The sequence below is a fragment of the Streptomyces sp. TRM68416 genome (assembly GCF_014596915.1).
GTDB lineage: Bacteria > Actinomycetota > Actinomycetes > Streptomycetales > Streptomycetaceae > Streptomyces.
This window is the reverse complement of the sequence record NZ_JACVWU010000001.1, coordinates 201739-214797: the sequence shown is the minus strand read 5'-3', so window position 1 is coordinate 214797 and position 13059 is coordinate 201739. Positions and strand designations below refer to the sequence as shown.

Below are 13059 nucleotides of genomic sequence, written 5' to 3'. Positions count from 1 at the left end.
GGCCGCACCCACGCAGGTGATCAGACCCATACAGAATGCCCATGACATGGCAAGCGGCAAACACAGATACATGTGGGCTGATAGGAGGCATGCCCTGAACCCCGGCACGTAGGGGGCACTAGGGCGGTATGCGGCGGAGCGCTAACACGGATCTACTGCTCGCCGGTCTGCCGCCGGCACGCCGAGCGGCAACGAGAACAGGAACGCGACGAGGCACGAGCCCGCCGCCTCGGCGAGACACCGCCTGCACTGCCCGAGCTTCCGCCACCGCCCAAACCCCCGCACCGACGCGGCACCGGCCGCCAAATCACCGCAGAACGCGACCCGTTGGAGCCCACAGCGACCCGCAACTGCCCGCACTGCCAGCAGCCAGTGACCATCGTCGCCCTGCTGGCCACCCCAGAAGCCGCCAGACCCGCCATGCCCACCGGTCCGGATGTCATCCCGATGCGCAGACTGCCCTGACGCGTTCCTGAGCGGGCACCGAACCGATATGAGCCCGCGGCCGGCAGGATTCCCTCCGGCGGCGGGCCTCGTCGTTCATTCCAGCAGTTCCAGCAGGCGGCCAGCCTGTTTCTCCGCAGTGCCGGGAGGGTTTCGGGGATGCTCCGGATCATCTCTCGCGAGCAGGAACAGCCAGACCAGAGCCAGCAGTCTCCTGCACTCGTGCAACCGCGCCGTCTCCGCAGGAGAAAGGTCGAACTGCCCCAAGAACGCCGGGACATCCAACGGGTGCTCGACCCAACTGCCCACATGCTCGGTGATCTCCGCCAGCTCAAAGGCACGATCACTGCGGCCTGAATCCTCGAAGTCCACAACTTGGACCCTGGTTCCGTCCCACAGATAGTTGGCAAGATTGCCATCGCCCGGGCCGAACACCTCGGGCACCTCCTGCGAGGCGTCGGCTTCAAGCCCGGAATGAGCTACCCAGCCCAGCCCGGCATCCATGGCCCGCCTCACCAGCCCTCCGGCCCGGGGCCGCATCTCCACCGCCCACATGCCGAGATGGCCGACGAGCTCGCTCGGCCGTCCGGGTCTGAGCGGAACCTTACGAACCACATCAGATGGCACGGCCGCATACAGCGCGGCCAGGGCCTCAACCAGTGCCTCAAGTTCTCTCTTGCCCAAAGCAGTTCCACGCAGGGGGACCCCCACGAGGCGAGACATCGCCACCACAGGACCTTCAACTGCAAAATCTGCTTCGCACGGCTCAGGCACCAGCCCCGGAGCGTGAGCAGACAGCAGCGTCAGCCCCCGCCACTCACGCTCGGCACGGCCATCGTCCCCCGAGGCGAACCGCTTGATCACGCGGTCCGCGGTCATCTCGATCCCATGGGTGCCCCACCGGCCAGAGCTCATGGGAAGTAATCCTGCCAGGCCATGCCACTCGCGCTCTTGTTCCCCACACTCCCCACACTGTCCAAAACCGAATCAAGCGAGGAGCAGGAGCATCTCTGGCCGGATTCAGGAAGCCTCATCAGGGTCACGCTGGATGCTGTCGGGTGTGGAGTGACGGACAGCGCGTGGTGCGGGTACGGAACGGGAGGGGGCCGCGTATGACGGGCGGCATCGACATCATGGCCGAGGGCTGCGGCGACGGGGAGGCGGCCGGCGGCTTGGTTTCGGCAGTGGGCTCGGTTGGAGCGGGTGGCGGTGAGCCTGCGTAGGGGCCGGAGTCTCACTCCGCCGTCCCACGCCGGGATTGAGCTCCGGCAGGGTTTCTGGGGGGGCGGGCGACGCGACATGAAGCGTGGCCTGTCGTTCCGACGGATCAGTGCAGCGCCCGTTGTGCCGCACGGATGAGACGGTGGGCGTCAATGTCGTACACGGCGGACTCCCGGAGCGTCTTCCAGGTGCGCAGATGCGTGTCCACGCTGGGTCCGTCGTCGATCCACAACTCCGCGTGCCAGTTCTCGACGATCACCTGGCGGTCGTCGTAGATCCAGAAGGCGGTGGCCGGGGGGATTTTGAGCGAAGCGGACAGGGGGATGATCCCCAACTCCACCGTGTCCAGGTCGATTGCTCCTGCGAGGCGATCGAGCTGTGCGGTGAGTACGGACGGCGGACAGACCAGGGCGTGAAGTGCGGCTTCCCAAAGGATGAGGTGGAATCGCTTCGACGAGTCGTACAGCGCCTCCTGCCGCTTCATGCGGGACCGGACAGCCTCCTCGGTGTCGCGCGGCGATCGTTGAAGCTCCGCGTATCTCGTGAAGACCGACCGCGCGTAGTCCGGAGTCTGGAGGATCCCGAAGACCATGGAGGACTCCCAGCCACGGAACACGGAGGCGTCGGCGTGGGCGCTCAGGTGAGTGTCCTGGACCGCCTTGTGTCCCGAAGCCAGTTGACGCCGCCATGAGCGGATGTGCGACTCGAAGCCCCTCAGGCGCGCGAGTAGTTCGTCATACGCTTCGGGGCGGCCGGTTGCCTCCGTCCACCTGCGCAGGTCATCGGGTGTGGGCGTCTGCCTGCCGTTCTCCAGTCTGCTGACCTTGGACTTGTTCCACCCGGACTGCTCGGCGAGCTGTGTACCGGTGAGCCGGCCGTCAGGGGCGGAGAGCCGGAGTTCGCGCAGCCGTACCCCGAGTGCTTCCCGTGCCTGCTGGTAGTCCGTGCTCACCGGAGTACACCTGCCTCAATCCTCTTGCGCGGTCAACCGGGCCGCGAACTCCTCGTACGGGATGGCATGATGCAGCGCCGCGTCCCGTGCCATGACGTACCGCAGTACTGCGGCAGGCTCGGTGATCAGCTCGACGCTGACCAGATTGTCGGCGTCGTCGAAGTTGAGTAGCGCGACCAGCCGGGAGTCGAAGATCCAGAAATCTTCCGCAGGCAGGCTGAGGCGGTCGGCATCCTCGCGCGACAGATTGAGGATCTTCTCGCCGACGGCGCTGTTGCGACGCGCGTTGTCGAGTAGATACAGCTGGCCTGCTGTAGGCGGGTTGTCGACGATGCGGACACGTTCGAACCGCTTGCCGAGCGCGCTCTGCTCGCGGCGCTCGGCACACCACTCCGCGTCGACGCCTTGCCAGTTGACGGGCTCGCCACGCGTGAACTGGGCGTAAGTGTCGGTGCGCTCGTCCGACGCGTATCGGCGGCGCGTCTCCAGACGCCACGCCGTGTGCTCGAACTGTGTGAAGAGTCGGTCGAACTCGTCCAGCCCGATGATGTCCGGCACTCGGACGACCTCCTTCGGGCCGAAGTCGACCAGCAGTTCGCGCGGCACCACGATGGGCACCTCGCCCTTGTTCAGGTGCTGAAGCCGGGCGATGTCGTCGGGGTCGGTCAGGGCGGGGCCGTGCACGATGACCTCACCCGTGTCGAGGTCTTCATGAATGGACGGGCACCCGTTGACGCCGCTGCCCGTGCCATTGAAACGCAGTCGTCGGCTCATGATCACGTCCTTTGCCTTGGGGACCGATCTCCCAAGCGTCCACGAAACCAAGCCCTGGCGCCGGGTTCTGGGCAGCCTCAATCAGCAACTTTACGCAACCTCGTCGAGTGATAGCGCAACTTCGCGCAACTCTCCTGGCTCCTCACAACACCTGATCCCTACCGTCGCGTTCACGGCTGGAGCTCACCAGGCGAAAGGAGTAGGTCTTGACCGTTCCGCTCCCGAAAACCGACGTGGACTGGACCGCGCTGCGGAACTTCGCGGCACTGCGAAGGCAGCTCAGGGTCTCGTTGACCCCCGTCTGCAATCTGAAGTGCTGGTTCTGCCATAACGAGGGGGACGTGCCGCCGCCGTTCACTCACCTGCACCGGGACGCCAGGCCCCGGGCCCGCGAACTGACCGCCGATGACTACGTGAATCTCCTGCGCGAGCTGATCGGCGCCGGTCTGAAACGGGTCTACTTCACGGGCGGCGAGCCGCTGGCGTCGAAGCTGGCACGGCCGGTCCTCACTCGGCTTCCCGTCCACGGTCCAGACGTGTCCTACACGCTGATCACGAACGGTCTGCTGGTGCGCACACATCAGGACTGGTTTGCCACGACCGGCCTCTGGACAAGGTGAAGGTCTCCCTGCACTACTTCTCCGACGACTCCTTCCGGATCATTGCCCAGACCCGCGCCGGCATCGCAACCGTCCTGGACGGCATCGAGGCCGCCCGCGAGATGTTCGAGCGGGTGGAGCTGAACACGCTCATCCAGCGTGAGAACGAGCACGAGCTGCACGACATCCTCGCCTTCGCCCTGGAGCGCAGGCTGCCGTTGCAGTTCATCGAGTTGGTGGACACCGACTTCAACGCCGACCGGAAGTCCTCAGCCGTCGGGGCACGTGGCATCGTCGACCACCTGCGCACCCTTACCAGCGAAGAGGAGACAGAAGTCTCCGGCACGGGGCAGGGGCGACGGATCTTCCGTATCGACGGCATCGAGATCGACGTCATCCAACGCCAACTCGGGCGCCACCACGTCGGCCAGTGCGGCACTTGCCCAGTGAAGGCCAAGTGCGTGGAGGGCTTCTGGGCCCTGCGCTTGGACCACGCGGGCGGAGTCCAGCCCTGCCTGTTGCGGGACGACCTCCGCATGGACATCCGGCCCCTGCTGGCCGATCCGGAGCAGATCCCCGCGGCCGTGGCCCAGCACGTGTCCGCCTTCACCGAGGGCATGCTGTGAGCGCCCTGTTGTCCCCGTACACGCCCGGGACGGACGAAGGCCGCCTGGGGCCGTTCGTCGTCCTGGAAGGCGTCTCAGGGGTCGGGAAGTCGACGCTCGCCCGTCTGCTTGCCGAGCGGCTCGACGCCACGGAGATCCACACCCTCACCGATCCGCACACCGGTTGGTCCGACACGGTCAACCGGGAGCTTCGACCGCTTCCGCAGTTCGCCTTCTACCTCTCCGGCCTCCTGCACGTCTCCGACGTCGTACGGCAGCACCTTTGCGCGGGGCCGGTGGTCGCGGATCGGTACATCTCCTCGGTCATGGCATGCCATGCCGCAGTCAATCAAGTGGGCCTGGACCGGGTGCGAGAGCTGATCGCCCCGTTCCTGCCCTATCTCGTGGCGCCGGACGCCACCTTCTGCCTCATCAGTTCCGACAGCTCGCTGAAGCAGCGGATGAGCAGCAAGACGGACGTGAGGCGGGACGACACCGACCTGTTCGACGTCCCCGGACGCCTCGCCCGGCTCCGGGAGAACTTCCAGTCCGTCGCGGAGACCGATCTGAGCATGGTCATGCTCCCCACCGACGGCCGCAGCCCAGACGATCTGGCCGACATCATCGTCAAGCATCTGGAGGGCATGCGTGCTCAGCCCGATCGATACTGATGCCGTCATCCGTGACGGCCGTGTCGCCGGCGTGTTCCCGGACGAGATTCACGAGGGCGTCGCCTGGTGGGTCGCCGCCTGCTTCGTCGTGATCAGCCGTGCCCGGCAGATGGCCGTGGCCCACGATGACCACCCCACCACGACCGAGTTTCACCAGCGGTTCTGCCGCGGGGCCATCAACGCCGAGCACTTCGGCTGCCAGGTCTCCACCTTCGGCACGGCCGACGAATCCCAGCTCCTGCACGCCATGAAACAACTCGGGGGCGTCCCCGGTGCCCTGCTGACCACGACCGACGGCGGTGGGCGGCAGACCGTCACGATCCGCCTCTACGACGTGGACGGCCAGCCGGTCACCGAGGACACCGGCCTGGCCGGACTGCGGCAGATGATCGCCTCCGATCGGGTGCCCATCCCTGTGAACGACCAGGCGAAGGGCAGTATCACCGAACGCGCCGATCTGGTGGAGGAGTTGTGATTGACGCGGCAGAGGTCATCCGCAGCGGCACCAGCATCCTGTTCGTCACCCTGGACTCCCTGCGCTACGACGTCGCCCGTGCGGTTCTGCACGCCGGGCAGACCCCGTGCCTGGCGAAAATCCTGCCGGGCGGGGCGTGGGAGGAACGCCGCACCCCCGGCACGTTCACCCTCCCCGCGCACATCGCGTTCTTCTCCGGCTTCCTGCCCAAGCTCCCGCAGCCCGCACAGCCGCCGCGGCTGTGGGAGTGCCGCCCGCCCGCGTTCAAGACGGTCGACGCGGGCACGTTCGTCTTCGACGCGTCGAACTTCCTCACCGGGCTCGCCCAGCACGGCTACCGCACCGTGTGTATCGGCGGCGTGACCTACTTCTCGCGGGAGACACCGCTCGGGTCGGTGCTGCCCGACATGTTCGACGAGGACCACTGGCGGCCCGAGTTCTGTTCCCCGGAGCCCGACTCCACCCGCCACCAGGTCGACCACGCCCTGACCGTCGCCGAGCAGTACGCCGACCGGCCGCTGTTCCTGTTCGTCAACGTCTCCGCCACCCACGTCCCTCACGGCCACTACACCGGCGACAGCGGCGACTCCTGGCAGTCCCAGGCCGCAGCACTCGCGTACACCGACGAACACCTCGGCCGCCTGGTCGACGGGCTCACGGACAAGCAGAGATGGCTGATCATCATGTGCGCCGACCACGGCGACGCCTTCGGCGAGGACGGCTACCGCGGCCGTGGCATCGCCCACCCGACCGTGCTGAACGTGCCGTTCGCGGCCTGGCTGTCGGAGTAGGCGGCTACGCTCCCCGGCCATGAGCGACACATCCCGGCGAGGGACAGAGCACGACGCCTCCGTCATCGTGGCCCGAGAAACGGAAGGCATGGTTGCCGTCCTGACCGCCGAATTTCCCCGGCACGGCGGCGAGTACGTGTTTCTGCCCGGAGGACGCCGGGAGGACGGCGAGACACCGGAAGAGTGCGCGCGGCGCGAGCTACGTGAGGAAGCCGGCGTCATCGCCCAGACCTGGCGGCCACTCGGCTCGTACGCCATCACCCTGAACTCCACCGCCCGCATCCACCTGTTCCTGGCCGAACGTCTCACCTGCGGCCCGCAGCAGCTCACGCCCAGCGAAGAGGGCTTCAAGCTCATGTGGTGGCCCATGCCTGAAGCGATCCACGCCGCCACCGAGGGACGCTTCCTGCTTCAGGGGGGACCGCTCGCGCTGCTGCTGGCCCATCAGGCCATCGCCACCTGAGAGGAGCCGATCCCGGGCGACGGGTCGGTTGGCGAGGGCCATGCGCTCGACCCAGGCGACCTTCACGGAGTCGGTGTCGGACAGCTCCTTGCCGTCTTCGAGGGTGGCTGCGTTCATGGGGCCAATGTGGCGGGCGTGCGGGGGCGTGTTCCAGGAGTGACGCCCGTACGGTGCGTCAGCGTACGGACACATTCCGTGGACGGTACGCCGGGTCCTCCGTCACGCTGGGTGCTGTCGGGTGTGGAGCGACGGACAGTTCGTGTCACGTGTACGGAACGGGGAGGTGGCCGCGTATGACGGGCGGCATCGACATCATGGCCGAGGGCTGCGGCGACGGGGAGGCCGTCGGCGGTGAGCCGGATCGTGAGCCCGACCCCTCCGACAGTCTGCGGACCTGGGGAGCCGTCCAGCAGGCGCTGCGCGAGCACGCGGGGTACAGCAGGGCCGAGTTCGCGGACCTAGTGCGCTTCTCCAAGCACACCGTGGAGTCGGTGGAGCTGGGGCGGCGGATGCCCGACGAGTCGTACGTGGTGCGGTCGGAGGAACTCCTCGGGAACACCGGGGCGCTGCGGAAGTCGTCGAAGTACGTGACGCGGGGGCGGGGGGATGTGGGGCTCGCGGCCTGGTTTCGGCAGTGGGCTCGGCTGGAGCGGGTGGCGGTGACTCTGTGCACGTATGAGTGCAGGCTGGTGCCGGGGTTGCTGCAGTCGGAGGGGTATGCGCGTGCGGTGTTCGACAACAGCATCCCCTTGCTGTCGGACCAGGAGTTGGAGGACCAGCTCGTCGCGCGTCTCGATCGGCAGAGGCTGTTGCGTGAGCGGCCGAACGTCCCCTTCAGCTTCATCGTCGAGGAGCACGTCTTCCGGCGTCGGCTCGGCGGATCGGATGTGATGCGGGGCCTGTACGACCACGTACTGGAGCTGACCGCGCCGCGCAACGTGACGTTGCAGATCATGCCGGTGGATACGGAGTTCCATGCCTGCTTGGACGGTCCGGTGCGACTTCTGGAAACGCCGAAGCGGCATCGGCTTGGGTACTCCGAAGGGCAGCAGAACGGGCGCCTGATCTCCGACCCGAATGAGGCGAGCCTCCTCTATCAGCGCTATGACACACTGCGCTCGCAGGCCCTGAACCCCAAAGACTCACGGGGTCTGCTGGAGCGACTGCGAGGAGAGCTATGAGCACATCGGAACTCGCCTGGTTCAAGTCCAGCTACAGCGGTACTCAGGGCGACGACTGCGTTGAGGTCGCCACCACCGAACGGGCCGTATGCGTCAGGGACTCCAAGGACGTGACCCGCCCCCACTTCGCCGTCGGCCGGGATGGCTGGTCGCGGTTCGTGGAGTTCGCGGCAGGGGCCTGAGTACGTTCGTCCCGGCGGTCGCGTGATGACAACCACCGCCGGGACATCGGCCCGCCGCCGTCTCAGTCGCCCGCCCTGACAAGCTTCTCTGCCTCGTCGCGGAGGCTCCTGATTCCTTCCAGCGCTGTTTCACGCGCAGCGCTGATCTCCGCACCCTGCTTCGTGAGACCGCTGAGCGACTGCTCCACCTCGGCGATCCACTCGCTGAGGTGCTGCTCACCGGTGTCATTGAGGTCGGTCCGCTGTCTGAGCGCCACGTCGGCGAAGTGATCCCGGAGCGCCTGTCGGCGTTTCTTGATCGCCTTCCACCTGCTCTGGTCCTGCGCGATGCTCTTCACGTCCATCAACGGGCCCATGACCGCCACAGCCCACTGCACCTTTCCGGCCGCACCGGCGACCTTCTTGGTTGCTTTGATCCTGCCCCACGGCTTGAACTTGTCGACGCCGTTGGTGATCTTCCCGCCGGCGTCGAGCACCTTCTGGCCCGCGCGGGTCTTGTTGAGCCAGTTCGCGATCTTGGCTGCCGCTTCCGGCTCTCCTGCGACCTTCTCGATCAACGCGTGCAGTTTCTTGGCGCCCGCCTTCTCGGCCTTTTCGGCGGCTTCCCTGATGGCTCGTTCGTACGGTGACTGCGTGGGCGCGGCGAGTGTCGCCTCGGGGGCGTCGACTTCGTTCACCCAGACCTCGGGCTCGGGTACGGCATCGCCGTACTCGGCGACCAGCGCATCGAACGCCGCCCTCACCGACGAGGAGAACCTGACGTCGAAGTCGGTGCGGGCATCGATCAGTTCCCCGGTGACGGCAGTAGCGATGTCGACGGGGACGGCGCCGTTCTTCTCGGAGACGCCGTCGGCGGCTCTGCCTCCCGCCGTTCTGACCCTGGAGGCGACGATCTCGCTCTCCCGCTCCAGGGTGTCCAGCACCGCCGCCTTCGCTCGGGAGATCGACTCCTCGGCCTTCTTCGTGGTCCGCGCTGCGTCGAGTTCCTCTTCGTCCAGTTCCCACCGCTGCTCGGCGTCCTCCAGAACCCGGATGAGTTCGTGCGCCTGCGCCTTGGGCCGCATTCCCTCGACACCAGGTGCCGTGATTCTCCGCAACTCGGCGGTGAGGGCGTCGATGCCACTCTCCGCCACGAGCAACTTACGGTGTTCATCAGTGAGCTCGGGTTCGTTGCCCGCGTCGACATAGTCGCGCGCGTCAGTCGGGACGACCGGGACACGATCGGCGAAGGGCCCGAGCCGTTTGCGGATCTCGTCAAGGATGACCCCGCGGTCGCTGTTCTCGGCGCTCATCTTGTTGACGACGACGACACTGCGGTCAGCGAACCCGTCGGCATCGAGCGCCTGCAAGATCGCCTCGGTCTCCGCCTCGCCCGGCAGCTCGCTCGTTGTCACGATCATCAGCGCGTCCGCGCCGCGCACTCCACGCCGGGCTGCCGCGGAGTGCTCGTCGTTGCCGGACAGTGTTCCCGGTAGGTCGACCAGCATCACCCCGTTCCACGGATACGGCGTCGCCTCCTGCGTCTTGGGTGCCGCGTCGACGAGCTTTTCGACCTCGGCCGCCGGAAGTCGACGCAGTGCCGCGATGAGCATCGACTTCCCGGCGCTGTACGGCCCCAGGAGGGCGATCCGCAGCGGGCTTGTGTCCGCCTGGGGCAGACTCGCTGTCAGGCCTCGGGTACGAGGGTGAGCGTTCAGGATCTCCTTCGCCTGTGCACTCAGCGCGAGGACGCGGGCGTCCAGCCTCCCGTCAGTCATGCGCGGTCCCATCTCCATCTCCGCTCATAGAATCAGAGCAGATCTCGATCCGCTCGGTGAGGACGTCCACGATTCGCTCCTGCAAGCACGCCCGCACGTCCGCGACGCTGGACGCGTCGGTCCAGACGCGAAGTTCGACTCCTGGCGTTCGACGTGCCGAGCGGACGGTCGCCGGGTCACCGCCCGCAAGGGCCAGGAGCCGGCGCACCAGTACGAGGTCGATCGCGTCAAGGGCGGAGCGCACGGCCGACCTCAGTCGGCGGAGCTGCTCGAACCGCTCCCGCGTGCGACCGATGTCTGCGGACTGAGCTTCGAACTGAGCATTGATTTGAGCCGTTGTGTCGTCGACGACACGAGCCACCTGCGCTTCGCGCCCGTCGAACAGCTCATCGAGCCTGGCCTCGGCTGCGGCCGTGATCTCGCCGGTCCACTCGTCCCGCGCCCGTCGCAGGCGATCAACTTCGCCGCTCACTGCTTTCGCCGCTCCGGCCAGAGGCGTCAGTACGTAGTCCGCCACCACCACGGGAGGGGGAGCGAGCTTCTTGGGGATTCCCTTGGCGGCGACGGAGCCCATGAGGGCTGTCGCCGCCCCCTTGGCAGCAGCCGTGCTCACACTGCCGGGCTTCGCGTTAGGACGCGGCCGCACTTCCAACTGCTCGTCGTCCTGCGACTCTGGGCCGTGTGCCCGCGCGCGCAGAACCTTCCCCCGTTTCCGCGTCTCCTGATCGAGCTCGCTTTCGATACCTGAGACAAGTGCCTCCAATTCGAGACCGGTGACGAAGTCGCTCCACCGCTGCGCGTGATCCGCGCCGCCCAGCTCCCGAACCACACCCGGCAACCGCTCTTTGGCACGGTGCCGCTCCGCTTCGAGCCGGTCGCGCGTGTTCCGGCCCGCGGTCTGAAAAGCTTCGAGCAACGCGGCCCGTTCACTCGGCGCCGAGCGTTCGAGTTCGCCAAGCGCGAGGTCGATCCGGGGGAGTTCCACGGTCAGCCGGTCGTGGATCGCGGCGAGCGGCCCCCGTACGTTTTCGGCCAGCCGGACAGCGCGAAGGGGAATCGCGCGCTCGGCCAGGAGCTGTTGGAGGGACCGCTCCAGCTCGGGCAGCCTGCTCGCCCGAAGGGCCTTGTCTCCCAGCTCGCGATCCTCCGTGGACAGCGCCTCGTGCGCGGCGCCGGAGTGGACCGCGAGGATGATGGGCGGCGCGACCCCGACCGCTCTGGCGACCTGTTCGATCCGGACGGCGTGCTCCGGCGCTGACTTGAACTCTCTGTTCGGGTGATCGGCGAAGAGCTCAAGACGGACAGGTGTGTTGACCAGCCCCTTCACATTGACGACAGCCAGCAGAGGTTTCCCCGAGAGGAGAAGTCGCTGGAGTTCGGCGGAATCCTCGTCGCGCAGCGTGTCGGCGTAGTTCCATATGACGGCGTCGGCGCCATCGCACGCGTCTCGGGCATGCTGGGCGTCGAAGTCGTCGTCCTTCGCGGCGACGCCGGGTGTGTCGAGGTAGGTCACGGAGCCGACATCGAACGCGGAGGTCTTCCGTGTGGTGCGGTGTGCGCCTCGCCCGATCCCGGTTCGGTCCGCATCGCCCATGAGGGCCTTGCGGAGCGTGGTCTTCCCGGACTTGGTTCTTCCGGCGATGGCCACAAGCAGTCTGCCACCCACCGCGGGCACGGTCCGCACGGCATCGTGCAGTTCGCGTTCGAGCGAGCCGATACGGCTGATGGACCGGACGAGATCCTCGCTCTCGATCGCGTACGGGGAGTACGACGTCCGCTGAAGGCCGGCTTCGACCTTGGCCCGGAGGATGGACTGGACATTACGGTAGGCCGAGCGACTCACGTCCACCGCCCCGGGCGGAAGCGCGAGCTCGCCGACCAGGGACTTCAGGGCCTCGCCGAGACCCGGTTCGGTTCGTCGCGCGTCCATCGCGGCGGCCACGCGGTCGAACGACTCCACGTTCTCCGTGTACCAGGACTCAAGAGCACGCAGCTTGTCGATGTCGGTCTGGGAGGCGACCGCCAGTAGCCCCGTCGCGAGCCGCGCGGCCGAACTCGTGGCCGGCGCTTCGAGGGAAGCGGTCGGGCTCACGAGCGCCGTCGAGAGCCCATGCTCGATCACTGCCCGCGCGCGGCCGTCCGCGAGCATTTCCAGAGTGCCTTCCGAAACGACGCCGGTGTCACGAGCCCCGATCGCCCAGACCAGGGCATCACGCCGATCCGCTCTGAACTTGAACGGCACGTCCGGCCCGAGCCAGCGCCACCATTCCGGTTGCACGGACAAAACCGCCTCGTACGACTCACTCGCGGCGATGAAGTCCTGCACCTTCTCAAGCCGTGTCACCAGATCCTGGTTCCGCAGATCCCGCGCTGTGGAGACACTGTGTTTGAGCACGAGCTCACGTGCGCCTGACGCCTGCCGACTACGTCGGCGGCGACTCAAGTCGGTCACCGCGCGATCGATGTCGATCTCAAAGATCGAACGCCAGATCTCCTCGGGCCACCCCTGATCCGCACGACGACACTGCTCAAGGACTCCAGGCAGTGTCCGTTCCGCGAGCGCCACAGCCGCAAGGTCTGCCCTGAGCGCCTCCGTCGTCACGCCCTCGAGCGCCTGGAGATGAGAACGCAGTCCTTCGAGCCGCATCAACTCTCGGAGGGCTCTGGCCTCGCTCGGCGTCAGAGTCCGCCCCTGAGCCGTTGCCAGACGGACCAATTCCTGTTCCTCGGCGCACGCCGCCACGGCGTCGGATATCCACGGGAGGGTGGTCCCGGACGGTGGCTGACCGGGACACCCACATGCTTGGGCAACCGCCTCCACGCCCTTGGCCAGCCGCTGGAGTGGTGCGGACCCGCCCGTGGCGTCGACGCCCAATGGTTCGAGCAGGAGGGCAAGCACCTCAGCTCTGAGACTCCCCGTGTCATTCAGTGCCGTGTCATTCAC

General features: G+C 67.0%; 14 protein-coding genes. 9 read left to right on the top strand and 5 right to left on the bottom strand.

The window, feature by feature from the left end; translation table 11 throughout:
• Positions 1 to 327 precede the first annotated feature (327 nt).
• Positions 328 to 465 carry a hypothetical protein gene (locus ICC28_RS00905; protein WP_188286393.1) on the top strand — a complete coding sequence of 46 codons (138 nt, stop codon included), beginning with the start codon at positions 328 to 330 and terminating at the stop codon, positions 463 to 465.
• 75 nt (positions 466 to 540) lie between these two features.
• Here ICC28_RS00905 and ICC28_RS00900 read toward each other — a convergent pair whose 3' ends face one another.
• From ICC28_RS00900 to ICC28_RS00890, 3 genes are all read right to left on the bottom strand, one after another.
• Complete coding sequence (locus ICC28_RS00900) at positions 541 to 1359, bottom strand: phosphotransferase family protein (protein WP_223188174.1); 819 nt, start codon at positions 1357 to 1359, stop codon at positions 541 to 543.
• Between the two features lie 412 nt (positions 1360 to 1771).
• Complete coding sequence (locus ICC28_RS00895; RefSeq protein ID WP_188286391.1) at positions 1772 to 2617, bottom strand: helix-turn-helix domain-containing protein; 846 nt, start codon at positions 2615 to 2617, stop codon at positions 1772 to 1774.
• A 15-nt stretch (positions 2618 to 2632) separates the two neighbouring features.
• Positions 2633 to 3391, bottom strand: coding sequence for a DUF6879 family protein (locus tag ICC28_RS00890; protein ID WP_188286390.1), 759 nt, complete (start codon positions 3389 to 3391; stop codon positions 2633 to 2635).
• 206 nt (positions 3392 to 3597) lie between these two features.
• Between ICC28_RS00890 and ICC28_RS40240 the strand changes: the two genes are divergently transcribed.
• From ICC28_RS40240 to ICC28_RS00855, 8 genes are all read left to right on the top strand, one after another.
• Positions 3598 to 4011: a radical SAM protein gene (locus ICC28_RS40240; protein ID WP_223188173.1), complete on the top strand. Its 414-nt coding sequence runs from the start codon at positions 3598 to 3600 to the stop codon at positions 4009 to 4011.
• Complete coding sequence (locus tag ICC28_RS40235) at positions 4008 to 4616, top strand: hypothetical protein (RefSeq protein ID WP_223188172.1); 609 nt, start codon at positions 4008 to 4010, stop codon at positions 4614 to 4616. Before ICC28_RS40240 ends, ICC28_RS40235 begins: the two co-directional genes overlap by 4 nt.
• On the top strand, positions 4613 to 5266 hold the full coding sequence (locus tag ICC28_RS00880; protein WP_188286389.1) for a dTMP kinase: 654 nt from the start codon (positions 4613 to 4615) through the stop codon (positions 5264 to 5266). Before ICC28_RS40235 ends, ICC28_RS00880 begins: the two co-directional genes overlap by 4 nt.
• The gene (locus ICC28_RS41215) at positions 5244 to 5741 is read left to right on the top strand and encodes a hypothetical protein (RefSeq protein WP_188286388.1); all 498 of its coding nucleotides are present in this window, start codon (positions 5244 to 5246) and stop codon (positions 5739 to 5741) included. Before ICC28_RS00880 ends, ICC28_RS41215 begins: the two co-directional genes overlap by 23 nt.
• On the top strand, positions 5738 to 6532 hold the full coding sequence (locus tag ICC28_RS00870; protein ID WP_188286387.1) for an STM4013/SEN3800 family hydrolase: 795 nt from the start codon (positions 5738 to 5740) through the stop codon (positions 6530 to 6532). The genes ICC28_RS41215 and ICC28_RS00870 overlap by 4 nt, the downstream gene beginning before the upstream one ends.
• A gap of 19 nt (positions 6533 to 6551) precedes the next feature.
• Entirely contained in the window at positions 6552 to 6995 is a 444-nt protein-coding gene (locus ICC28_RS00865; protein WP_188286386.1) for an NUDIX hydrolase, read from the top strand.
• Positions 6996 to 7288: 293 nt separating this feature from the next.
• Positions 7289 to 8176, top strand: a complete 888-nt coding sequence (locus tag ICC28_RS00860) for a helix-turn-helix domain-containing protein (protein ID WP_188286385.1) — start codon at positions 7289 to 7291, stop codon at positions 8174 to 8176.
• Positions 8173 to 8358 carry a DUF397 domain-containing protein gene (locus ICC28_RS00855; protein ID WP_188286384.1) on the top strand — a complete coding sequence of 62 codons (186 nt, stop codon included), beginning with the start codon at positions 8173 to 8175 and terminating at the stop codon, positions 8356 to 8358. Before ICC28_RS00860 ends, ICC28_RS00855 begins: the two co-directional genes overlap by 4 nt.
• 62 nt (positions 8359 to 8420) lie before the next feature.
• On the opposite strand, the gene ICC28_RS00850 is transcribed toward ICC28_RS00855, so the two are convergent.
• Together ICC28_RS00850 and ICC28_RS00845 are read right to left on the bottom strand one after the other, a co-directional pair.
• Positions 8421 to 10133: a GTPase gene (locus ICC28_RS00850; protein ID WP_188286383.1), complete on the bottom strand. Its 1713-nt coding sequence runs from the start codon at positions 10131 to 10133 to the stop codon at positions 8421 to 8423.
• Positions 10108 to 13059 (bottom strand): GTPase, encoded by a 2952-nt coding sequence (locus ICC28_RS00845; RefSeq protein WP_188286382.1) that lies wholly within the window; start codon positions 13057 to 13059, stop codon positions 10108 to 10110. The genes ICC28_RS00850 and ICC28_RS00845 overlap by 26 nt, the downstream gene beginning before the upstream one ends.